Below are 21696 nucleotides of genomic sequence, written 5' to 3' on the forward strand. Positions count from 1 at the left end.
CCACCGGCACCACCCCGGGCCCGGCCCCGGCCACCACCAAGCCCAGCGCCACCAAGAAGCCCAGCACCGGACCGACCAGCGCCGGACCCACCGCCGGACCCACCGCCGGACCCACCGGCGGACCCACCGGCGGACCCACTGCCCGGCCCACCACCGCCAAGCCGAGCGCGACCTCGGGCGGCGGCGGTGTGAAGTCGGTGGCGTTCACCTATGAGGGCATCAGGCTCGGCGACTGCTGGCGCTACGACATGAACATCTGGGCCAAGGTCTCGGCCACCGGCACCTACAGCTACCGCTGGCTCGTCAACGGCCAGAACCAGGGCAGGCAACAGGGCACCTCGTCCTCCAAGCCCCTGCTCCCGTCGATCGTCTGGAAGAAGGCCGGCTCCTACAGCGTAGTGTTCGAGGTGATCACCCCGACGAGCAGCCGCAAGAGCGTCACAGTGAACATCTGCGACTTCGACGAAGGCTGGTAGCCGCCCCTGACGAGAGGAACCCGATGACGATTCCCCGATTCCATCTGGCCATGCCCGTGGACGACCTCGACGCGGCCCGCCACTTCTACGGCGAGCTCATCGGCTGCGCCCAGGGCCGCAGCTCCGACACCTGGATCGACTGGAACCTGCACGGCCACCAGTTCGTCACCCACCTGGCACCGAGCCGCCCGCAGCAGGCGCACAACCCGGTGGACGGCCACGACGTGCCCGTCCCCCATTTCGGACTCATCCTGACAATTCCGGAATTTCACAAACTGGCGGACCGGTTCCGCGCCGCCGGCACCGCGTTCGTCATCGAGCCGTACCTGCGCTTCGAGGGGCTCCCCGGCGAGCAGTGGACGATGTTCCTGCTCGACCCGGCCGGCAACGCCCTGGAGTTCAAGGCGTTCGCCGACGACGCGCAGGTCTTCGCGGTCTGACGACCTGCGCTAATCACCCCTGGGCGCTGGTGCGCAGCGCCCGGTACAGCAGCCGCGAGTCCCCCAGATGGTGCCGCAGCAGCTTCTCCAGGCCGCCGATCGGGACCAGGTTCTGTGGCGCGCGCGGATCCTTGTAGTCCACCCCGGCCAGCGGCGGCAGGGCGAGCGTGACCGCGTCCGCCAGCCGTACCGCCTGCGCCGGGTCCAGCTCCGAGCTGGCCTCGCACCGGGCGATGCCCGCCCAGGGGGCGGACGACTGGACGGGGAGCCGCACGTACCAGGCGTGCCGCCGCCAGCTCGTGCCCATCAGGAACACCGGCGTCCGCTGCCCCGGCGTCAGCGCGCCCACCACCGCGGACTGCGGCGCCGGCAGGTAGGCGGTGTGGTGGGTCTTGATGTAGCCGACCGTGCGCGGCAGGTGGCTGCGCCCGCGCAGCGGCCCGTCCACCAGCAGCAGGTCGTCGGACTCCGAGCGGTGCTTCACCGCCAGGTCCACTTCGAGCTGCGTGACCTGGCGCTGCAGCGCCAGGGACAGCTCCTCGAAGCTGGCGTCCGCGGCCTTGCTCGGCAGGTACGTGGCATGCGCCGTCTTGACCTCGGGCGTGTACGGCGAAGCGGAGATCATCGCCCGGTTGACCTCGATCGCCGCCAGATCGGCGCCGTCCGGCCCGCACCGCACGATCCCGGCCGCGTACGACGCCGCGATCCCGGGCACCGGCATCGGCGCGTCCGGGTCGTGCACCCACACGCGGGCGTCGATCCTGCGCACCCCGTCGATGACCAGCAGCGTCCGCGGCGCCTCGGCGTCAGGCCCGGGGGTGACGGGCTTCCAGTCGGCGGCCGGGCGCTCGATGTCCAGCACCAGCTCGGCACTGGTCGCGCCCAGCTCGGACAGCGCCTCGACGGCGAGGGCGGCGGCGTAGCCCGGGTCCCACGGGTCGACGGTGAAGCCTGTCAAATGCCTACCTTCCGGACATGAGAGCCTTTGGCGTCACGCTTGACCTCGAAGCGTACCGGCACCCGGTCCGCCAGCGCCGGAACGTGGGTGACGACGCCGATCATGCGTTCCTGCCCGGCGGCGAGGCGTTCGAGGGTGGTGGCGACGGTGTCCAGCGTGGCCGGGTCGAGGGTGCCGAAGCCCTCGTCGAGGAAGATCGAGTCCAGCCCCCTTGCGACGGCCCCGGACAACGCCAGGGCCAGCGCGAGCGCGGCCTGGAAGGTCTCGCCACCGGACAGCGTACGGGCGCTGCGCCGCATCCCCGCCTCGCCGAAGTCGATGACCTCGATGTCGCCGGTCCGGTCGCTGAGCGCCAGCTCGTACTGGCCGTCGGACAGCTCGCGCAGCGTCTCCGACGCGCCCGCGACCAGGACGGCCAGGGCCTCGGCGCACAGCCAGCGTTCGAAGGCGTTGGCGCGCAGGCGCAGGGCCAGCTCGTGCGCGACCTTCGCCGCGTGCTCCTTCTCGGTCACCGCCGACGCCAGCTCGGCGGCCCGCTTGCGATCTTCCCGTACGCGCTCCAGCGCGCCTTCCACCTTGGCGACCGTGCCGGCCACGGCGGCGCCGAGCTGGTCGGGCGACGCGCCGCGCGGAGGCACGATGCCGTGCTCGGCCAGGCGTTCGCCGAGCTTGCGGCGATCGTCGGCGAGCCTGGCGGTGGCCTGGCCGAGCTCCTCCTCGCGCGCGGCCAGCGCGGCGCGGCCGGCCTGAGCCGCCTCGTCGCGCCAGGCGAGCAGCTCCGTCCAGGCCCGGTGCAGGTCCTCCCTGGTCAGCGGCGGTGGCGGCGTCTCGTGGGCGCCGGACACGAGCAGCCGGTCGCGGGTGGTCTCCAGGGTGCGCCAGGCGGTCTCGGCCTGCCGTTCGACCTGCTGTACGTCGTTCCGCGCCTGGTCCAGCCTGCCGCGGGCGGCGCGTACGGCGGCCCGCGCCTGGGCGGCGACCTCGTCGGCCTTGGCGATGGCGGCCAGCCGCCCCTCGATCGCGGCCCGGTCGCCGGGGGCGGGCAGCGCGGCCAGCTCGGCCTCCAGCCGGGTGGCCCGCTCGGCCAGCATCGCCGCCGACGTCTCGGCCTTGGCCTGGGCCGATCTGCCGCGGGCGGCGTACTCGCGGGCCGCCGTCAGCGTGCGGTCCGCGGTCGCGAGGTCGTCGAGCGAGTGGGCCGGGCGGTCGGCGGAGCCGGGCAGCTCGGTGACCGCGCGCAGGCAGACCGGGCACGGCTCCCCCACGGCCAGCCGCTGCGCCAGGTCGGCGGCGGAGTGGGCGTCACGCAGCCGCTCGCGCTCGCGCTCGGCGGCGACCAGCGCCTCCTCGGCGGCGGCGAGCCTGGAGACGATCCCCTCCAGGGAGGCGGCCTCCGCCTGCGCGGCGGCACGGGCGTCCGCGGTCTCGCCCGTGAGGCGTTCGCGGGCGTCCAGGGCGGCCAGCGCCGCCATCGGCTCCGCGCGGTCGCCCAGCGCCGCCCGCGCCTCGTACGCCTCGTGGTCGTCTGCTTCCAGCGAGGCCACCTCGGCGCTCAGCCCGTCGAGCGACTCGGCGGCGGCCCGGCCGGCGGAGGCCAGCGTCGGCACCGCGGCGGGCATGCGCAGCGACGACAGCACCGACTGCCGCTCGGCCACCGCGGCCCGCTCCTGCTCGGCCCGGCGGATGTCGCCCTCGCGGGCCCGCAGCAGGTCGAGGTCGGTGTCGATGCTCTGCGCCAGCCGCCGCAGCGCCTCGACCCGCTCCGACAGCTCCCGCTCGGCCTCCTCCGACGCGCCCGACAGCCGGGCGAGCTGGTCGCGGGCGAACGAGGCGGCCTGCTTGGCGCTCTCCTCCTCGCGGGCGGCCTGCTGCCTGATGAGCTCGTACACGTCGGCGTCGAGGAGCTGGACCAGCAGGTCCTGCCGCTCGCGCGGCGCGGCGTGCAGGAACTCCGCGAACCGCCCCTGCGGCAGCACCACGCACTGGGTGAAGAACTTGTACTCCAGCCCGGTCACCCGCTGCACCTCGGGAGTGACGTTCTCGCCCTCCGCGAGCGGTTTGACCACCGCCTCGTACGCCTGCTCCAGCGGGGCGGAGGTGTCCAGCTCGTCGATCCTGGCCTCTTTGGTACGCACCGCGCCCTTCGCGTCGCGCACCATGGAGCGCACCACGCCGTAGCGCCGCCCGTCGCTCTCGAACACCATCGCCACCTTGCCCGAGCCGGCCGAGGGCGCCAGGGCGTGGGCGATGACGTTCTCCTTGCCCCAGCGGGGCACGGTGCCGTACAGGGCGAAGCAGATCGCGTCGATGATCGTGCTCTTGCCGGCGCCGGTCGGGCCGACGAGCGCGAAGTACTCGGTGTCGGAGAAGTCCACGCTCACCGGCTCGCGGAAGCTCCCGAAGTGGTCGAGGTGCAGCAGCAGCGGACGCATCAGCTCGTCACCTCGTCGTAGAGCCGGTCGAACAGGTCGGCCACCTGGTCGTCGTGGCGCCCGGTCGCGGTGAGGTATTCGCGGAACAGCTCGCGCGGGCTACGCCCGGCCGTGCCGCCCTTCCGCGTGGCGGGCACCGGCCGGAACCGCTCGTCCAGCATGACGTCCACGGACCCGGGCAGCAGATCCCGCACGTCGTCGGCCAGCCCGACCCGGGGTTTCTCCTCCACGATCACCTTGAGCCAGTCGTCGCCCGGCTCCAGCGCCTCCAGCTCCTCCAGCGTGCCGCGTACCGTGCGCAGCTTGCGCGCCGAGCCGAACGTCAGCTCCTCCACCACCGCCGGCCGTCCCGGCGTGACCTCCACCAGCAGCGCGCCGGGGGTGTTGCCCTCCTCGCCGAAGTCGACGGCGAGGGGCGAGCCGCTGTACCAGATCGGGCAGGGGCCGGCGATCTGCTGGCGGCGGTGCAGGTGGCCGAGTGCGGCGTACTGGGTGGTGGGCGGGAAGGCGGTCGGCTCGAAGTAGTAGGAGAAGATCGACTGCGCCTCGCGCTCGCCGCCGCCGAACGCGCCGCCCGGCAGGGTGCCGTGGGTGGTGACCAGGTTGACCGTGTCGCCCTGGAAGCCGTCCGTCAGCGCGCCCATCAGCTCGGAGATGCGGGCTGCGTAGTCGCGGTTGTGCTCGGCGGCGGTGCCGGTCAGGACCTCGGCGGCGCGTACGACGTACCGGTGCGAGAGGAACGGCAGCACCGCCAGCCGCACCGGCTCGCCCGAGCGCGCGGTGAACGCCAGCGTGCCGCCCGCGTCCGGACGGCGGAACGCGCCGACCACGTGCATGCCGAGCTTGCCGAGCACCGGCCGGTAGACCTCCAGGAGCTGCGGGTTGTCGTGGTTGCCCGCCAGCACCACCACGTCGCGGCCGTCGCCGCGCAGGGCCATGAGCGCGTTCAGCACCAGCGACTGGGCCTCGGGCGTGGGGGCGGAGGTGTCGAACAGGTCGCCGGCCACGATGACCGCGTCCACGTCGTGGGTGCGCGCGGCTTCGTAGAGCTCGCGCAGCACGGCGCGGTGCTCCTCGATGCGGGGGCGGCCCTTGAGCACCTTGCCCACGTGCCAGTCCGCGGTGTGCAGGATCTTCACGGAACCCCCTGGATCAGAACGGCGGGATGTCTTCTTCGACGCCGGGCAGCCCCTGGAACGGGTCCGCCCCGGCCTTGACCGGCTGCGCCGCCGCCTCGGCCGGCCGGGTCGCCCAGGCGGGGAACGGGAAGGCCACGGCCAGCGGCACCGGGATCTCCGGCTGGGCCACGAACATGGTGCCGGGCTTGGCGATGGTGGCACGTTCCCGGACGGCCGGGGGCAGCCAGCCGTACTCGGACCTGGCGGCCTCGGCCGGGTCGAGGCGGCCCGCGACGCGTACGGCGCTGTTGGAGACGATGCGGCGCTCCACCTCGGAGGCGGTCTGCTGGGCGCCGATGAGGATCACGCCGAGCGAGCGGCCGCGCTCGGCCACGTCCAGCAGGATCTCCTTGATCGGGGAGTCGCCCTCGCGCGGCGCGTACTTGTTCAGCTCGTCGAGCACCACGAACAGCAGCGGCCTGGCCGTTCCCGAGGACTCCTTGCGGTGGAACTCCCCGCGCAGCACCACGCCCACAACGAACCGCTGCGCCCGCTCCGGCAGGTTGTGCAGGTCCACGATGGAGACCTGGGCGTCGGAGGTCTTGACCGAGTGGTTGCGGTAGAAGGGCAGGTCGCCGCGGACGATCGGCGACAGCGCGCGCACGGCGCTGCGCAGCCTGCGCAGGAACGCGTTGACGGTGCCCAGCGGGGTCTGCGCGCCGGTCCACTGCTGGCGGGTGCCTTCGTCCTGCAACTGGTCGGACAGCAGCTCGACCAGGTCGGAGAAGGTACGGCAGGCCGTGCCCTGCACCATGACCGCGCCCCCGTCGCCGACCGGCTCCGCCCACGACTTCAGCCGGGCCGCGACCTGCCCCACGAGCAGCGAGTATCCGGCCCGCTCGTCGTCGGCGTCGGCGAAGACGAACCGCAGCAGCTCCTCCTCGCAGAACTCGGTCAGCGTCCAGAAGAACGAGCTCACCCCCTGGGTGCGCGCGGAGACGTGCGGCACCCCGTTCGGGTCGCCAGGGCGCGGCGGGGCGAAGACGTGGACGCTGCCGAACGGCTTGGCGGGCAACCCCAGCCTGGCGTAGGCGATCCGCGCCTTCTCGTCGAGCCGGAGGTTGTCGTGGTCGAGGAAGAGCAGGTCCTCGCCCTTGACGGAGAAGATCAGGGCCTTGGTGTTGGCCGCCTCTCCCGCCAGCACCCCCGAGTTGAAGATCGAGTAAAGGAGGAACGTGGCGAACGACGTCTTGGTGGCCACGCCCGACACGCCGGAGATCGACACGTGCGCGCCGCGGGTGCCGTCGAGGAAGTCGAAGTTGGCGTACAGCGGCTGGCCGTCGCGCCCCATGCCGATCGGGATGCGCCGGTCCATCACGTCGAAGTAGAGCGCCTGGTCGCGGTCGCCCGCGCTGGCCAGGAACACCTTCGAGCCGGGCAGCGGCGGCACGAACACCTCGGGCTCCACCCGGGTCACCCGCACCTCGGCCACCTCGACCACGGCCGCGGGCAGCGCGCCGTCGGCGATCAGGAACACGTCGGAGTCGTAGGCGGCGCCCTCGTGCCTGGCCTCCACGGTCGTCACCACGCCCGCGACCAGCACGGGACCGTATCCCGGCACGTCGCGCCTGGTCACCACCACGTCGTCGAGCTGGACGACCTTCCCCGGCTCCAGCCCGACCCAGAACGACAGCGGCGAGGCCGCCTGCGTGCCGAGCACGCGGCCGACCGCCTCAGCGGTAACTTCCGCCTGAGCAGTGCCCTCCCGGCTCGCCGCCCCGTTGACCGTCACGAATCCCTCCGCCCCCACGCATGCCCGTCAATTGGAGCGTAGTGGCGGTCGGGGTGTGCGTCCGGCTCATTCACGTGAGAGCAGCTCTTCGAGCGTGGTGGCGGGGTGCCCGGTGAGGGCCGGAATCGCGTCGCTGACGGCCTCCAGCTCGCCGGCGGCGATCGCGAGATAGGTGGAGACCCACGCCTCGACCTGCCAGCCGGGGGCGTCGTAGCAGCGGCGCGACTCGTACGCCTCTGCGAGGGTCTCGTCGTGGTAGGCGACCTCGCGCCCGGTAATCCCGCTCAGCGTGGCGGCCACCTCGTCCAGCGTCAGCGCCTGCGGGCCGGTGAGGTCGTAGGTGGCGCCTTCGTGCGCGCCGGGATCGAGCAGCACCGCCGCGGCCGCGTCCGCGATGTCGTCCTGCGCCACGGCCGCGACCCGCCCGTCCCCCGCCGGGCCCCTGATCACGCCGTCTTCACCGACCATGCCGGGCAGGAAGTCGGCGTACAGGTTGTCGCGCAGGAACGTGAAGGGCAGGCCGCTGTCCCTGATGCACTGCTCGGTGGCCCAGTGGTCGCGCGCCAGCGTGAACGTGGCCTGCGGGGCGGCGCCGTAGAAGGAGATGTAGACCAGGTGCCCGACGCCGGCGTCACGGGCGGCGGCCACGAACGTACGGTGCCGGTCGAGGCGGTCGGCGCTCTCGGACGCGGACACGAACAGCACGGTCGAGGCTCCCTCCAGCGCCTGCCGCACCGCGCCGGCGTCGCCGTAGTCGGCGCCGACGGCGTGCGCGCCCGCGGGCAGCGGGGCCAGGCGGCCGGGCTGCCGGGAGACGAGCCGCTGCCGCACGCCGGCGGCCGCGAGCCGGGCGGCGACCCGGCCACCGAGCCGGCCGCTCGCACCCGTGGTGACGATGAAGGCCATGGAGCCACCCTATTTGCGGCTCGGCCCAGAGGCGCCGCCGCTGAGCGGGTGATCGTGTTTTGTCGGGGCGGTCCCGTAGGGTGCCGCCCATGTTCGGCTCACTCCGGCTTCGCCCGCTGCGGATCGGCCTCGTCGCCGTCCTGCTGATGGGCAGCCTGGGAGCCGGCGCGCCCAACGAGCCCGAGGGTGTGATCTGCGGCTTCGCCGGCGACTCGATCTCCTGCGGCGACCCGGAGCTCGAAGTGAAGCTGCGGGCGCGGGCGCTCGGCCCCGTCCAGGCACGCGCCATCGGGTGCGAGCCGCTCGGCTCGGGCGGCTGGGGCGATCGGGCCGGGCCCCAGACGCACCAGGAGCTCGAGCCCACCCCTGGCCGTCCGGTCCGCACGCCCGATCCGGCCGTCGCCGCCCGGGTCGGCGGGGCCTGGGACCGGATCGAACGTTGGCTGGGCGCGCACGCCTCGGTCACCCTGCGCAAGCTGAAGTTCGGCGCCGAGCCACAGCGACTGGCCAGGTGGGAGGACTCTCATGGTCGCCGGCTCCCCGACGACCTGTACGCGTCCTTCCTGCGTCACGACGGCGCCGACGGCAACCTGGGCGCCGGGTTCCAGCTCCCGGAGACGTACGGGCTCCTGGGGGTGTCCGACATCGACTACGTCAACTGGGGCAACTGCCACATCCTGGTGCTGGAGGGAGATCAGGCGGCGGGCGACCCGGCGACCGGCCGCTGGCACGGCAGCCTGCTGCCCGTCGGCAGCACCGGTGACGGGCGGGAGCTGTTCGTCGAGCCGCGCACGGGCCGGGTCGGCGAGGCCGAGTTCCGCAAGCAGTTGCGTTACGACGGCCCAATGGGCTGGCCGTCGTACCTCGCGCTGCTGGAGGCGACGGCCGCCGCGCTGGAGACCGGCGGCCCGCTGCGGAGCTGGTCTCCCACCGTCACCGCCGGCTGCGAGCTGCGCTGGTCGCGCGAACCAGCCGCCCCACCGATGGGCACGCGCTGCGCGGGCGACCCGCGCCCCACGCCGACGCCCACTCCCGAGCCGGCCCCGGAGCCGCCGACCGCCGAGGAGATCCAGGGCACCGGCTGCCGGATCACCCGCGCGGCCCCCGTGGTCCGCACCCCGTCCGCCGCGATCACCAGGGAGGTCCGCGCGGTCTGGCGGCGCATCGAACGCTGGCTCGCCCGCGCGGCGCCGGTGACCTACGCGCAGCTCCGCCCACCGGCCACCCCGCAGGCGATCGCCAAGGCGGAGGCCGCGGTGGGGGCGCGCTTCCCCGACGACCTGCGGGCCTCGCTGCTCCGCCATGACGGCGCCGCCCGCCGCCCCTCCTCCTGGGGCTTCGGCCCGGCCCCCTTCTACGAGCTGATGCCGGCCAAGGCGATCCGCGCGGACTGGAAGATGCTGTGCGACATCGTCCTGGACAATCCCGAAATCGGCGTGGACTGGTGGCACGGGCGGCTGATCCCGTTCGCTGCCGCCAACGACGGCGGCAACCTGTTCCTCGATCCGAGCACCGGCAGGACCGGCGAGTTCTATCAGGACGCCGGCCTGGCGACGGAGGGCGATCCGGCCTGGCCTTCCTACCTCACCCTGCTAAGGGCGACGGCGAGCGCGCTGGAGACGGGCCGGCCGATCCGGGGCTGGCGTCGCCACGTCGTCAAGGGCGCGCTGGGCTGGAAGAAGGCAGGCCCCTCATAACACGAGACGATCCGCCCGCCGGGAACCATACGACGCCCGCCGAGCCTTGCCCTTCTCAGAAGCCATCACGATCGTCGCCTCTGATCGTTCACTGCCTGGTTCTCACGCATCTCATCCAGGCGTTCGAGGACGTTCTCGGCGAGCTCCTGGAACTCGGCACGGCACTTATGCACATAGGTTTGAGTGCTACCGAGCGCACCATCGGCAGCCTTCAGATCGAACATCGGCTTTCTGGCATCATGCGCCAGCGGCATCAAGCTCTGATAGTTGCGCATGGTCGCGATCTCATAAGAGCGACCGCCCGGATCGGGGTCGCGTGCGAGAACCGCGTCAGCGAAAACCGTGGGGATACGCTCCAGCCATCGGTGGTATGCCTTGACCGGGCGATCCAGCCGCATGGTCGGTTGCATGATCACATAGCCAAGGGGAAGCATCGACCCGGAAGGAGCCGAGATGTTCGCCGGCACCTTGGGCAGCACCGTCTCTTGCCATGTCGATCGCCAATTGCGCAGGGTTGGCCCCAGATTCCGCAGGCCGCGCAGCGAGAAGAGGTCCGCGGCCAGCGGCATCACGACCGTGTCGGCAGCGAGCAGCGCCGCCCGGTTGATCGCGCCCAGGTTGGGGCCGACGTCTATGAGCACGATCTCCGCCTCCACCCGGCGGGCCGCGTCTTCGATCACCCGGTGGAACGCCGTCGTCGTACGCAGTGCCGCATGATCGCCGGTAAAGCAGTTCGGCCAGGCGGCGGAAAGCCGGTCTTCGAACGCGCTGAGCTCCAGGTCACCCGGAACCAGCCAGAGCCCAGGAAGGATTTTGGTGGGCTCGAAGAGCCGGACGTCGCCCAGCCCCTCCATGATCGGCCGGACGGACGCCGCCACCGTGCCGTTCTCCTCGCCGACTCTGCCGAAGAGCGGATACAGGTCCAGCGTCTCCGGCTCAGACCAAAGCGTTACCAACTCGTCTTCTTCCAAGAACGCTGCGGTGAGATTGGCCTGCGGATCGAGATCCACGGCCAGCACCGCGTGTCCGAGGCGTTGCATCATGTGGGCCAGGTGGTAGGTGAGCGTCGTCTTCCCCACGCCACCCTTGTTGTTGAAGAGTGCGATCGAGATCATTCGGCTTTCCTCAATGTCACCGACCACGACGATTCGTCGACCTGGAACTCCGCAGGCGGGTTTCCATTACGGTCGAGCTCCTTCTGGATTCTGGTGATGCCCCGGCCGAATCGGTTGACATAGCCGAGTGACTTCATGGCCGCCGCCATGGATGGATTGCGGTAGTCGTTCACCCGATCGAAGTTGTCCACCCGGACCTGCCCGTACGGCCCACCTGGATTGGACACCTCCACGCGGTCGGAGAACCACAGGACCCGGATGGGCGCGTTCGAGGTCTCATAGTTGCGGTGCATCACTGCGTTCATGCAGACCTCTCGCAGCCCAGCGAGCGGATAGTCAGGCTGGTGGCGTTCCCTGAATCCCGTCTCCTCGACGACGCGGGTGTGGAGATGCCCCTTGAGCAACACTTCGAGACGCTCGGCCAGATCGACCACGTTGTGGCGCAGCTCCTGTTCGTCGATGATCGCGGCACCGACGTCGACATCGTCGTACCTGACGAACTGCAGGTAAGCCCCTGGAACGAAAGCGCTCGGGTCGTAGCCGAGAACCAGCAGGCCCAGGACCGTCGGCGTGCCCGTCTCATTGGTCATCCGCAGACTGGTCAACTGGAGCGGCTCCGGCCTCCCGTTCTCCTCGATCACCTCGGGTGCGACCACGGACGGCAGATAGGTGGAGCGGAAGAGCGTCCGGTCGAGGTCTTCGACCGTGCTCCCTGGGACGGCCCGTCCGTCGAAGGGACCGTCGAAAGCCCTGCGACGTTCGGCGAGCACCCGCTCGTCATCGCGATTGGCCTTGCGTGTAGTGGGCCCTGGCCGGACCCAGACGACCCCGTCATATCGCACCGGCGGCGTCGCAGACGCCTCGACCCGGATGCGGATCACCGTCTCCCCCTTGAAGACCGCCCGTTCCACCGTCATGCACGGCCGGTCGAGAATCTGCCCGCTGTCGCGGAACTCGGCCAGCTTCAGCAGATCCTTGTCACCCGCTTTGACACCAGGAACCGGTTGCCCTTTGTCGTCAACCCCGATGAGCACGTCTCCGCCGCCCCGCCCGCACAGGTCGTTGGCGAACGCGCAGATGGCCTGCCCGATGCGGCTGGGGTTGGCAGCGGACTGCTTGAACTCCAAGGCCATGCTCTCCTGGTCTCCCAGCAAGGTGGCGAGGTCGCTCGTCATGCGGCTCATTCTCCCATCCAGCACCGACAACCAGGGGGAGAACGGCCACCGGTGATCAACGGGGTCGGCTCCGAAGGCGAGCCGCCGGTGCGCGCCCGGCGTCGACATTTGGACGGCGTGGTTCCGTGCCTGGTGGAGGGGGTTATCAACGACACTGGACGGATGACCGAGCTCGTCATCGTCCGCAATCCGGACCCGGAGGCGCGGCTGCCGTACCTGATCAGGCTCCCGCTCGGTCCCGACGAGCTCATCCTGCAGGCCGGTGGAACGTGGCCGAGGGAGAAGGCGATCTGTTGCCGTCTCTCCAGCCTGGGCGACTGGCCCGGCGAGCCCGAGGTGGTCGAGCGGGTCCCCGTACGTTCCTGCGTACGGCGCGGCCCTGTCATCGACCTCGTGCTCGATCGCGCCCGCGAGAACCGCTCGCAGCTCGTGTTCACCGCGGCCGAGGGTGCGGACACCGTTCTCTGGCGGGCGGCTCCGGCCTCGGGGATACCGGAGCTGAGGATCGCGGTCTCCAGTGGCGAGCGCTACGCCTACAGCTTCTCCCGGCAGCAGGTCGGGACCGTCCGGCGGCGGCTGGCCTGCGGTGACTACGCCGTCGCGGCCGGTGGGCGGGTCCAGGCCGCCGTCGAGCGCGAGAGCCTGCCCGATCTGGTGGCCGGCCTGCTCGACACCGGCCTGGCCGACCGGCTCGCCCGGCTGGCCGCGCTCCCGCACGCCGCCGTGGTGGTCGAGGACCGCTACGCCCAGGTCTTCGAGTACGCGCACCCCTCCGTCGTGGCGGACGGAATCGCCGAGCTCCAGGTCGCCTTCCCCATGGTGCCCATCGTGTTCTGCGAGACCCGGCACCTGGCCGAGGAGTGGACCTACCGCTTCCTCGCCGCCGCCTACGCGGTCGCGGACCACGAGCGGCCGCCGGCCGAGCCGACCACCGCCGAGATCCGGCAGTGGGCCCGGGAGCACGGCTACGAGGTGCCCGACCGGGGGCGGCTGGGCCGGGTGGTCCTGACGGCCTATCAGCACGCCCATGAGGATGAGCCCGGAGCGGTGTGAGCGGGCACCCGCCTCGGGTCCGGGTGGCTCGGAGCCGATGCCGCCCAGCTCCGGTGCGGGCTCCGGCTCCGGCTCCGGCTGATGCCGCCCGTACCGGCCGGGCTAGGGGTCGCGTCTGTTCAGCAGCCTGGGCAGGGTCGCGAGCGTCGCCCCGCCCGCGGCGCCGCCGCTGAGCAGGGCGCTCGGCCATTGCGCGCCGGTGGCCAGGACGAGAGCGCACGTGATCGCGGCGATCATGATTGCCAGGGTGAGCGTGAGCAACTGGCGCGTGGTGAACATCGGTCCTCTTTCGTCAAGTGGTCGTCGGCCCAGAAGTCGATGAGCTCTTCGGGGGTGAGGTCGTCCGGGCGTACGGCGGGCGGCGTGCGTCCCGTCGCGAGCACCCAGGTCGTCAGGAGCGTGACCAGCAGTTGCTCGTCGGCCAGGCAGCGTCGATGGCCTCCGGGAGCACGGCGGTGAGTGCGGCCAACTCTGCGTCGCCGGGAAGGCCGTCGGCCAGCGGTCCAAACGGGCTCGGACAGAGCCGTACAAGTCAGGAAATGAACGGCCGAAAGATAAACTTCCGCCTTTTTCCGGAGTCGTCCGGCCTCATCCGGCTTTATACGGAAGCAGGTCCGTCAATTGGTGCAAATGCCCAGCTAGCCCCCGAATCCCCACTCCTGGGGCAGATGAGCAGGCGGTCGGCTGGAGTGGCCACAGCGACCGGATGAGATGGAATCTGCGAAGTGTCGTGGCTCGCGAGAATCTTTCTGGAAATATGGCGACTCTAGGTGGCCCCTTCCGACGCCACCGAACCTTCCGACGCCACCAAAGGACGATGACTGACACTCTCAGGGCCAGATCCAATCCCGCCTTCATCGCTGCGCTCATAGAGCTGCGGGAATCGGCCGGCCAGCCGAGCTATTCCCAGATGCAACGGCTGTCCCGCGCGCCGGGCGTCCCCAAGGAACTGCCCACGAGCACGGTCAGCGACATCCTCAACGGCAAGCGGGAACGCCTGCCCGACTGGGGACTGGTCGCCTCCTTCGTGATGGTCTGTCACCGCCATGCCGAGCTGACCGGCCTGCCGACGAACGCCCTCGGCACCGTGGAGCAGTGGCAGGCCCGCTGGCGGGCGGCCAGGAACGAGCACGCAACCGGCTCCTACGACCTCTACCGGACGCCCGCCGACGAGGCCGAGCGGCGCACCACCAGGACCGTCGCGCGCCTGGTCCGCCTGGCGGGCGACGGCGACGCCGAGTCCGCCTACCGCCTGGCGATCATCAACCTGCTGACCGGCGACTCGGCGGGGGCCCGCTACTGGGTCCACGCCGCGAGCCGGCAACGCCATCCGGACGCCCAGTCCTTCGCCGCCCACCCGCACCCCATCGAGCACGCTGCGAACCTGTCCTTCGCCTACGGCCAGGCCTACGAGCAGGAGGGCCCGGCCAAGCTCGACATCGCCAGGTTCTACTACCGGCTCGCCGCCGACCACGGCCATCCCCGCGCGACCGAGCGCCTCAGGACCCTGCGCGCCGTCCCGTTCGGCAAGCTGCTCCCCGCCCCGGTCGGCACCGAGCTGCGGCCCGGAGCCGGATAACCCCCGGCGGCACCGCTAGATGCTCATCCCCCCGTCCACCGCCACCGTGCTCCCGGTCACGAACGAGCTGTCGTCCGCCGCCAGGAACAGCACCGACCGCGCGATCTCCGCCGGCGACGCGTGCCGGCCGAGCGGGATGTGCGTCTCGAAGAGCCGGGCCGCCTCCGCCGGCGGGGCGCCCGTGGCGGCCGTCTCGACGGCGCGCTGGAAGTCGTTGTCCACCGGCCCGGGATGGATGGTGTTCACCCTGATCCCCCGGTGCGCCACCTCTTTGGCGATCGTCCGCATCAGCCCGACCTGCGCGTGTTTGGCGGTCGCGTACGCCGTGATCCCCGCGTCCGACGTCAGCCCGACGACGCTGGAGGTGATGATCACGCTGCCGCCGTCCGCCATGACCGGGATGGCGTGCTTGCACACCAGGAACGCCCCGCGCACGTGGACGGCCAGCACCCGGTCGAACACCTCGTCGGGATAGGAGACCACCGGGGCGACGGCGCCGAAGACGCCCGCGTTGCTGAAGACGACGTCGAGCCGCCCGAAAGCGCTGATCGTGGCCGCCACGGCCGCCGCCACCTGGCCGGCGTCCGTGACGTCGGCGACGGCGTAGGCGGCGCCGAGCTCCCCCGCCGCCTCGGCCAGCGCGGGCTCCTCCAGGCCGGTCAGCATGACGGCGGCGCCCTCATGGGCGAACAGCCGCGCGGTGGCCCGGCCGATGCTGCCGTCCGCGCCGGTGACGAACGCCACCTTCCCCGCCAGACGTCCCGTGCCCGACAGTCCCATGCCCAGCAGGATCAGGGGACGGCCCCGGTCACGTCTTGCCCGGGAGCGCACACTGTTTGCCCGGCACGGCACTCACGCGGCGAGTGGCCGTACACGGCCTTGAACAGGCGGCTGAAGTGGGCGGCGTTCACGAAGCCCCAGCGGGCCGCGATCGTGCTGACCGAGCGGTCGCGCAGCAGCGGGTCGAGCAGGTCGCGGCGGCAGCGGCCCAGCCGCCGCTCGCGGATCCACACCGAGACGCTGGTGCCCTCGCTGTGGAACAGCTTGTGCAGGTAGCGCGTCGAGATGTGGTGCGCGGCGGCGATCGCGGCCGGGTCGAGCAGCGGGTCCCCGAGCCGCGACTCGATGAACGTGGTGATCCGCAGGAACAGCGCACCTGACGGATCGGGGGCGCGCACGTCGAGCCGGTCGGCGAGCGCGGTGCTCAGCAGGTCGAGCACGTTGGCCGCCAGCCGCACCCCGCCCCGCTCCTCCAGCTCCTCCAGGTCGTGCCCCATCCGCAGCAGGAACGGGCTGATCAGCGCGCCCAGCCCGGTCGTGCCGGAGATCGTGGTCGCCGTGATCCGCTCGATGGCCCGCGGGCGCAACGCCAGCATCGGCCGCGGGAAGATGAGCACGAGGAGCCGGGCCGGGGAGTCGAAGGCCAGCGTGTACGGCCTGCTGGTGTCGTAGACCGCGAAGTCGCCCGGCCCCAGGCGCGCCTGCCGCCCGTCCTGCGACAGCACGCCGTTGCCGCGTACGAGCAGCCCCAGCTTGTAGTAGTCGGCGGGATGGGCGGAGATCAGGCGCCTGGTCCGGTGCGCGGCGTGCGCGTCGGTGTCGACGTCGAAGATGCCGAGCGGCCCCAGCGTCCCCCCGCGCAGCCGCCCGCTGAAGGCCCCGTCCGCCTCTGCCGGGAAGGACGCCGCGAGCGGCACGAACGCGTCCGACACGACGCCGCGCCAGAACTCGCGTCGCTCGGCGCGCGGCACGTCGTCGGTGCGCGCAAGATACGACATGTCTCAGCTTGTGAACCCCATGCGCTGGCAGTCAAGCGGTGTGCCCGCACATGCAATACATCTGACACCCAAGATTCCACAATGACGTCCGTTATCCGACTTTCCCAGGTGGAGGCGGACGTGGACCTGACACGACGACGTTCCTCACAGGGGTCGCCGGAGCGGCGGGGCTGTCCGGGTGCGCCCTGAAGGAGCAGACCCCGGCCCCCACCGCCGGCAAGACGATCACCATCGGGTACGTCAGCCCGCAGACGGGCGGCCTGGCCGTGTTCGGCGAGTCCAACGACGACGTCCTCGGCGCGGTGCGCAAGGCGCTGGCCGGCGGCGTCCGGATCGGCGGCACGAGCTACGAGGTGAAGATCGTCACCAAGGACTCCCAGTCGAGCGCCACCCGCGCCGCCCAGGTCGCCTCCGAGCTGATCCAGAACGACCGCGCGGACCTCATCCTGGCCACCTCCACCCCCGACACCACCAACCCGGTCTCCGACCAGTGCGAGGCGGCCGGAGTGCCGTGCGTCGCGACGATCTGCCCCTGGGAGATCTGGACCGCCGGCGGCGCCGCCAAGAACTACAGCTTCCTCCACTTCATCGGCACCGAGCAGGAGGTCGGCGTCTTCTCCGGGCTGTGGAAGCGGGTGCCGGGCGGCGAGCACGTCGTGGCGGGCCTGTGGCCGAACGACACCGACGGCGACCTCTACCGCAAGTTCGTGACGGCCAGGACCGGCGAGCTGGGCTGGAAGCTGGTGGACTCGGGCGCCTACGAGGACGGCACGCAGGACTACAGCGCGATCCTCGGCAAGTTCGAGGACGCCGACATCCTCCAGGCCACGCCGATCCCGCCCGACTGGGTCACGTTCTGGCGGCAGGCCAGGCAGAGCAGGTACGCGCCCAAGCTGGCCTGCGTGGCCAAGGCCATGCTGTTCTCCAGCGTCGCCGACGGCCTGGGCGACCTGGCCCGGAACCTGGTCGCGGGCGTGTGGTGGGCGCCCGGTTTCCCGTACCGCAGCTCGCTGGACGGCACCACGGCCAAGGCGTTCGCCGACGGCTACCGGGCCGGCACCGGACGGCAGTGGACGCCGCCGATGGGCTTCAACCACGCGCTGTTCGAGATCGCCGTGGCCGCGCTCAAGAGCGCGGCCGACCCGAAGGACCGCGCCGCCGTACGCGCCGCGCTCGCCGCGCTCAAGGGCGAGGCCATCAGCGGCAGGTACGACTTCACCAAGGGCCCGTCGAAGAACGTCTCCCTCGCCCCCGACCTGGCGGGCCAGTGGCGCAAGGGCGCGGACGGCAAGTTCGACCTGACCATCGTCGACAACTCGCTCGACCCCGCCATCCCGCTGCAAGGAGATCTTGAGCTCCTGTGAACGCGCTGATCCACGGCATCCTGCTCGGCGGGGAGTACGCGCTGATCGCGTGCGGTCTCTCGCTCACGTTCGGCGTGATGCGGCTGGTGAACATCGCGCACGGCGACCTGGCCGTGTGCGGGGCCTACCTGGCACTGTTCGGCTCGGTGACGCTGGGCGTCCCCGCCACCTACGTCCTGCCGCTGGTGCTGCCCGTCGCGTTCCTGCTGGGCTGGGTGCTGCACGTGACGCTGTTCGAGCGGGCGCTGCGGGCGGGGCCGCTGGCGCCGGTGCTGGTGACGTTCGGGCTGTCGGTCGTGATCCAGAACGTGCTGACCGCGGGCGTCACCGCCAACCCGCGCACGCTGGACGGAGGCGCGCTGAGTCTGGCCAGTGTGGACGGGGTGTCGCTGCTGCGGATCACGGCCTTCGTGGTGGCGGTGGGCGTGCTCGGCGGGCTGCAGCTCGTGTTGTCGCGCACCGCGTTCGGGCGCAGGGTCCGGGCCACCGCCGACGACGTGGAGACGGCGCGGCTGGTGGGCATCAGGGTCCGGCCGCTGTTCGCGGCGGTCGCGGGCCTGGCGGTGGCCACGGCGGCGCTGGCCGGGGTGTTCCTCGGGCTGATGGGCACCGTGGATCCCTATGCGGGCGGGCTGACGCTGATCTTCGCCTTCGAGGCCGTGGTGATCGGCGGGCTCGGCTCGCTGTGGGGGACGCTGGCGGGCGGGATCGCGATCGGGCTGACCCAGCAGCTCGCCGCGCTGTGGAGTGCCGGGCTCTCAGTGCTGGCCGTGCACCTGCTGTTCTTCGCGGTCCTGACGATCCGGCCGCGGGGGCTGCTGGCATGAGGGCCGCCGCCCGGCTGGGCGTACTCGCGCTCGTGCTCGCGGTCCTGGCGGGCGTGCCGTTCTTCGGCGGGCCGTCCTGGGAGCGGCCGCTCATCGACCTGCTCACCCTGGCCGCCCTGGCCTCGCTCTGGAACCTGCTGGCCGGCTATGCCGGGCTGGCGTCCTTCGGCCAGCAGGCGTATCTGGGCATCGGGGCGTACACGCTGTACCTGGCCGCCGCGCAGGGCCTCGACCCGCAGCTCGCCGTCCCGCTGGCGGCGCTGGCGGCCGGGCTGGTGGCGCTGCCCGTGTCGTTCCCGCTGCTGCGGCTGTCCGGCGGCCACTTCGCGATCGGGTCGTGGGTGCTGGCCGAGGTCTTCAGACTCGCCGCGACCCTCCAGGGCGGCAACACGGGCCTCTCGCTGCCGGGCGCGGGGCGGCACGAGCCGCTGGTGCGGCAGGCGATGACGTACTGGTGGGCGCTGGGCGTGGCGGCCTGCGCGGTCGGCGGGGTCCTGCTGCTCGTACGCGGCCGCTACGGCCTGTCCGTACGCGCGGTCGCGGGCGACCCGGTCGCGGCAGCGGCCTGCGGGGTGCGGGTGGCGAGGACACGGCGGATCGCGTACTGCGCGGCGGCCGTGGGCACGGGCGCGGTCGGGGCCGTGCTGTTCGCCGACACGCTCTACGTCCAGCCTGAATCGATCTTCAACGTCCAGTACAGCGTCTCCATGATGTTCATGGTCCTGATCGGCGGCATCGGGACCGTGACCGGGCCGCTGATCGGCGCGCTGGTGTTCTTCGCGCTCCAGCAGACCCTGTCCGGCTACGGGCCCTGGTACCTGGTCCTGCTGGGCATCATGGCCGTGGCCATGACGATGTTCGCGCCACGCGGGATCAGGGGGCTGCGCGATGCTTGAGCTGGACCGGATCTCCAAGCGCTTCGGCCAGGTCGTGGTGGCCGACGAGCTGTCGCTCCAGGTGGGAGCGGGGGACGCGGTCGGCCTGGTGGGGCCGAACGGCGCGGGCAAGACGAGCCTGTTCGGCCTCGTATCGGGTGATCTGTCCCCCGACTCGGGCGAGGTCCGGTTCCTCGGGCGGTCCGTGACCCGGCTCGACACGGCGGGCCGGTGCCGGCTCGGCATCGGGCGCACGTACCAGGTGCCGCGCCCGTTCCCCGAGCTGACCGTGCTGGAGAACGTGCTCGTGGCGGCCCAGCAGGGCGCCGGCGAGCGGGGGCGGGCCGCCGTCGCCGCCGCGCGCGCCGTGCTCGACCGGGCGGGGCTGGCCCCGCTCGCGGCGCGCCGGGCCAGGCAGCTCGGCCTGCTGCAGCGCAAGCGGCTGGAGCTGGCCCGCGCGCTGGCCACCAGGCCCGCGCTGCTGCTGCTGGACGAGGTGGCCGGCGGGCTGACCGACCCGGAGGTGGCCGAGCTGGTGGACATCGTACGGGCGGCGCGGGCCGACGGCCTGGCCGTGCTCTGGATCGAGCACGTGGTCCGCGCCCTGACCTCGACCGTCGATCGCCTGGTCTGCCTGGCGGGCGGGCGCGTGGTGGGCGACGGGCGCCCGGAGGACGTGCTGGCGAGCCGCGCCGTACGCGAGGTCTTCCTCGGCACGCCGGGAGGCGCCTGATGCTGCTCGAAGTGCGCGGGCTCAGCGCCGACCACGGCCAGCTGAGGGCGCTGCACGGCGTGAGCCTGACCGTCGGGCCCGGCGAGGTGCACGCGATCATCGGCGCCAACGGCGCGGGCAAGTCCACGCTGCTGCGCGCCATCGCGGGCCTGCACCCGCCCGCGTCGGGCACGGTCATGCTCGGCGGGATCGACATCACCCGCGAGCCGCCGGAGCGCCGGGTGCCGCGCGGCCTGGCCATGGTCCCCGAGGGCCGCCGCCTGTTCCCGTCGCTGACCGTACGCGAGAACCTGCTGGTCGGCGCGTACGGATCCGGCACGGGCGGATGGACGATCGAGCGCGTCTACGACCTGTTCGGCTGGATGCGGGAGCGCGGGAGCCGGCGGGCCGCGCAGCTGTCCGGCGGCGAGCAGCAGGCGGTGGCCATCGGTCGCGCGCTCATGGCCAACCCCAGGGTGCTGCTCCTGGACGAGCTGTCGCTGGGGCTGGCCCCGGCCGTCGTCACGACGATCTATGCGCTGCTGCCCGCGGTGCTGGACGCGGGGGTCGCGATCCTCCTCGTCGAGCAGGACGTGAGCCAGGCGCTGCGGGTGGCGACCCGGCTGCAGTGCCTGCTGGAGGGGCGTACGACGCTGGAGGGACGCCCAGCCGGCTTCACCCGGCAGCAGATCGAGTCCGCGTACTTCGGCCTGGCCCGCGACGACCGGTCAGGGTGATGGCTTGTCCCAAAGTGGACACCTTATGTGGACAATCGTGTCAACCCAGCGCCCTCACGCTTCGTCTCCTCTTGTGCACCATCCGCCGCAGTGGGAGCCGCCGTGCGCGTCAAACTGGCCGTCTCAGCCGCCGTCCTGTTCCTCTCGTACGCGCCCGCCGCCCATGGGGCCGCCGCCGACGTCGTGGAGTATTCCTGCACCACGACGGCCACGGGCGAGACCCAGACCGTGAAGGTGAACGTCGAACTGACGGTCCCCACGGACGCCGAGGTGGGCGTGCAGATGACCATCGGCTGGCGCGGCACCTACGTGACGGGCTCCGAGCTGCGCGCGCCGGACACGGGCCTGGCCGGCGAGATCAAGCTGTACGCCTACGCGGGCATCAGCGGCTTTCCCGGGCTGACCTCGGCCACCGGCGTGGGTGCTTTAGGCCCGATCACACCTGGCGAGCCGATCGAGTTACCCCAGACGGAGGTCGAGCTCAAGACGACGGCGAACGGAGCGGACTCCGGGACGGTGCACGCCGCCGCCATCAACATCGGCACCACTCCGCAGGAGCGCCTGATCGACTGCACGGTCGTCAAAGAGAAGACGACCCTGACGGAGCACCCCCTCACCGTCCCCGGCACCTGTCTCTTATCCACATCTGACGCTGTCTGAGC

General features: G+C 71.9%; 20 protein-coding genes and 1 pseudogene. 11 read left to right on the forward strand and 10 right to left on the reverse strand.

From position 1 onward, the window contains the following. Positions 1 to 476 (forward strand): annotated as a pseudogene (locus ETD85_RS63715) (hypothetical protein); the annotation flags it as partial. Positions 477 to 499: 23 nt separating this feature from the next. After that, the gene (locus tag ETD85_RS44480) at positions 500 to 916 is read left to right on the forward strand and encodes a VOC family protein (protein WP_138695881.1); all 417 of its coding nucleotides are present in this window, start codon (positions 500 to 502) and stop codon (positions 914 to 916) included. Positions 917 to 929: 13 nt separating this feature from the next. On the opposite strand, the gene ETD85_RS44485 is transcribed toward ETD85_RS44480, so the two are convergent. The 5 genes from ETD85_RS44485 to ETD85_RS44505 form a co-directional block, all read right to left on the reverse strand. Beyond that, positions 930 to 1874 (reverse strand): hypothetical protein, encoded by a 945-nt coding sequence (locus ETD85_RS44485; protein ID WP_138695882.1) that lies wholly within the window; start codon positions 1872 to 1874, stop codon positions 930 to 932. Beyond that, on the reverse strand, positions 1871 to 4306 hold the full coding sequence (locus ETD85_RS44490) for an AAA family ATPase (protein WP_138695883.1): 2436 nt from the start codon (positions 4304 to 4306) through the stop codon (positions 1871 to 1873). Before ETD85_RS44490 ends, ETD85_RS44485 begins: the two co-directional genes overlap by 4 nt. Continuing rightward, positions 4306 to 5445: an exonuclease SbcCD subunit D gene (locus tag ETD85_RS44495; RefSeq protein ID WP_138695884.1), complete on the reverse strand. Its 1140-nt coding sequence runs from the start codon at positions 5443 to 5445 to the stop codon at positions 4306 to 4308. The genes ETD85_RS44490 and ETD85_RS44495 overlap by 1 nt, the downstream gene beginning before the upstream one ends. Before the next feature lie 13 nt (positions 5446 to 5458). Continuing rightward, positions 5459 to 7216: an ATP-binding protein gene (locus ETD85_RS44500; protein ID WP_138695885.1), complete on the reverse strand. Its 1758-nt coding sequence runs from the start codon at positions 7214 to 7216 to the stop codon at positions 5459 to 5461. Between the two features lie 66 nt (positions 7217 to 7282). Continuing rightward, the gene (locus tag ETD85_RS44505) at positions 7283 to 8122 is read right to left on the reverse strand and encodes an SDR family oxidoreductase (protein ID WP_138695886.1); all 840 of its coding nucleotides are present in this window, start codon (positions 8120 to 8122) and stop codon (positions 7283 to 7285) included. Positions 8123 to 8211: 89 nt separating this feature from the next. On the opposite strand from ETD85_RS44505, the gene ETD85_RS44510 reads away from it, so the two are divergent. Continuing rightward, on the forward strand, positions 8212 to 9819 hold the full coding sequence (locus ETD85_RS44510; protein ID WP_138695887.1) for an SMI1/KNR4 family protein: 1608 nt from the start codon (positions 8212 to 8214) through the stop codon (positions 9817 to 9819). A 65-nt stretch (positions 9820 to 9884) separates the two neighbouring features. Here the strand turns inward: ETD85_RS44510 and ETD85_RS44515 are convergent, their stop codons facing one another. After that, positions 9885 to 10934: a ParA family protein gene (locus tag ETD85_RS44515; protein ID WP_138695888.1), complete on the reverse strand. Its 1050-nt coding sequence runs from the start codon at positions 10932 to 10934 to the stop codon at positions 9885 to 9887. Further along, positions 10931 to 12109, reverse strand: coding sequence for an ATP-binding protein (locus ETD85_RS44520; RefSeq protein WP_138695889.1), 1179 nt, complete (start codon positions 12107 to 12109; stop codon positions 10931 to 10933). The genes ETD85_RS44515 and ETD85_RS44520 overlap by 4 nt, the downstream gene beginning before the upstream one ends. Before the next feature lie 162 nt (positions 12110 to 12271). Between ETD85_RS44520 and ETD85_RS44525 the strand changes: the two genes are divergently transcribed. Next, the gene (locus ETD85_RS44525) at positions 12272 to 13162 is read left to right on the forward strand and encodes an Lsr2 family DNA-binding protein (protein WP_138695890.1); all 891 of its coding nucleotides are present in this window, start codon (positions 12272 to 12274) and stop codon (positions 13160 to 13162) included. Positions 13163 to 13264: 102 nt separating this feature from the next. On the opposite strand, the gene ETD85_RS63720 is transcribed toward ETD85_RS44525, so the two are convergent. Next, positions 13265 to 13441 (reverse strand): hypothetical protein, encoded by a 177-nt coding sequence (locus ETD85_RS63720; protein WP_170247168.1) that lies wholly within the window; start codon positions 13439 to 13441, stop codon positions 13265 to 13267. A 538-nt stretch (positions 13442 to 13979) separates the two neighbouring features. Here ETD85_RS63720 and ETD85_RS44530 point away from each other — a divergent pair. Beyond that, entirely contained in the window at positions 13980 to 14741 is a 762-nt protein-coding gene (locus tag ETD85_RS44530; protein ID WP_138695891.1) for an SEL1-like repeat protein, read from the forward strand. 15 nt (positions 14742 to 14756) lie between these two features. On the opposite strand, the gene ETD85_RS44535 is transcribed toward ETD85_RS44530, so the two are convergent. Continuing rightward, complete coding sequence (locus ETD85_RS44535) at positions 14757 to 15521, reverse strand: SDR family NAD(P)-dependent oxidoreductase (RefSeq protein WP_138695892.1); 765 nt, start codon at positions 15519 to 15521, stop codon at positions 14757 to 14759. A gap of 11 nt (positions 15522 to 15532) precedes the next feature. Further along, complete coding sequence (locus ETD85_RS44540) at positions 15533 to 16519, reverse strand: AraC-like ligand-binding domain-containing protein (RefSeq protein ID WP_138695893.1); 987 nt, start codon at positions 16517 to 16519, stop codon at positions 15533 to 15535. A gap of 230 nt (positions 16520 to 16749) precedes the next feature. On the opposite strand from ETD85_RS44540, the gene ETD85_RS44545 reads away from it, so the two are divergent. From ETD85_RS44545 to ETD85_RS44570, 6 genes are all read left to right on the forward strand, one after another. Beyond that, positions 16750 to 17883 (forward strand): ABC transporter substrate-binding protein, encoded by a 1134-nt coding sequence (locus ETD85_RS44545; protein ID WP_276617338.1) that lies wholly within the window; start codon positions 16750 to 16752, stop codon positions 17881 to 17883. Further along, positions 17880 to 18710 (forward strand): branched-chain amino acid ABC transporter permease, encoded by an 831-nt coding sequence (locus ETD85_RS44550; protein ID WP_138695895.1) that lies wholly within the window; start codon positions 17880 to 17882, stop codon positions 18708 to 18710. Before ETD85_RS44545 ends, ETD85_RS44550 begins: the two co-directional genes overlap by 4 nt. Beyond that, the gene (locus tag ETD85_RS44555) at positions 18707 to 19606 is read left to right on the forward strand and encodes a branched-chain amino acid ABC transporter permease (RefSeq protein WP_138695896.1); all 900 of its coding nucleotides are present in this window, start codon (positions 18707 to 18709) and stop codon (positions 19604 to 19606) included. The genes ETD85_RS44550 and ETD85_RS44555 overlap by 4 nt, the downstream gene beginning before the upstream one ends. Continuing rightward, complete coding sequence (locus ETD85_RS44560; RefSeq protein WP_138695897.1) at positions 19599 to 20318, forward strand: ABC transporter ATP-binding protein; 720 nt, start codon at positions 19599 to 19601, stop codon at positions 20316 to 20318. Before ETD85_RS44555 ends, ETD85_RS44560 begins: the two co-directional genes overlap by 8 nt. Then, positions 20318 to 21034: an ABC transporter ATP-binding protein gene (locus tag ETD85_RS44565; protein WP_240779834.1), complete on the forward strand. Its 717-nt coding sequence runs from the start codon at positions 20318 to 20320 to the stop codon at positions 21032 to 21034. Before ETD85_RS44560 ends, ETD85_RS44565 begins: the two co-directional genes overlap by 1 nt. A 102-nt stretch (positions 21035 to 21136) precedes the next feature. Continuing rightward, entirely contained in the window at positions 21137 to 21694 is a 558-nt protein-coding gene (locus ETD85_RS44570) for a hypothetical protein (RefSeq protein WP_138695898.1), read from the forward strand. The last annotated feature ends 2 nt before the right edge of the window (positions 21695 to 21696 follow it).

It is taken from the genome of Nonomuraea zeae (assembly GCF_005889725.1).
Classification (GTDB): domain Bacteria; phylum Actinomycetota; class Actinomycetes; order Streptosporangiales; family Streptosporangiaceae; genus Nonomuraea; species Nonomuraea zeae.

Coding starts and splice junctions, on each gene's coding strand:
- ETD85_RS44480 (WP_138695881.1), top strand. CDS start 500: ATGACGATTCCCCGATTCCATCTGGCCATGCCCGTGGACGACCTCGAC.
- ETD85_RS44490 (WP_138695883.1), bottom strand. CDS start 4,306: ATGCGTCCGCTGCTGCTGCACCTCGACCACTTCGGGAGCTTCCGCGAG.
- ETD85_RS44505 (WP_138695886.1), bottom strand. CDS start 8,122: ATGGCCTTCATCGTCACCACGGGTGCGAGCGGCCGGCTCGGTGGCCGG.
- ETD85_RS44510 (WP_138695887.1), top strand. CDS start 8,212: ATGTTCGGCTCACTCCGGCTTCGCCCGCTGCGGATCGGCCTCGTCGCC.
- ETD85_RS44515 (WP_138695888.1), bottom strand. CDS start 10,934: ATGATCTCGATCGCACTCTTCAACAACAAGGGTGGCGTGGGGAAGACG.
- ETD85_RS44520 (WP_138695889.1), bottom strand. CDS start 12,109: ATGACGAGCGACCTCGCCACCTTGCTGGGAGACCAGGAGAGCATGGCC.
- ETD85_RS44525 (WP_138695890.1), top strand. CDS start 12,272: ATGACCGAGCTCGTCATCGTCCGCAATCCGGACCCGGAGGCGCGGCTG.
- ETD85_RS63720 (WP_170247168.1), bottom strand. CDS start 13,441: ATGTTCACCACGCGCCAGTTGCTCACGCTCACCCTGGCAATCATGATC.
- ETD85_RS44530 (WP_138695891.1), top strand. CDS start 13,980: ATGACTGACACTCTCAGGGCCAGATCCAATCCCGCCTTCATCGCTGCG.
- ETD85_RS44535 (WP_138695892.1), bottom strand. CDS start 15,521: ATGGGACTGTCGGGCACGGGACGTCTGGCGGGGAAGGTGGCGTTCGTC.
- ETD85_RS44540 (WP_138695893.1), bottom strand. CDS start 16,519: ATGTCGTATCTTGCGCGCACCGACGACGTGCCGCGCGCCGAGCGACGC.
- ETD85_RS44555 (WP_138695896.1), top strand. CDS start 18,707: ATGAGGGCCGCCGCCCGGCTGGGCGTACTCGCGCTCGTGCTCGCGGTC.
- ETD85_RS44560 (WP_138695897.1), top strand. CDS start 19,599: ATGCTTGAGCTGGACCGGATCTCCAAGCGCTTCGGCCAGGTCGTGGTG.
- ETD85_RS44565 (WP_240779834.1), top strand. CDS start 20,318: ATGCTGCTCGAAGTGCGCGGGCTCAGCGCCGACCACGGCCAGCTGAGG.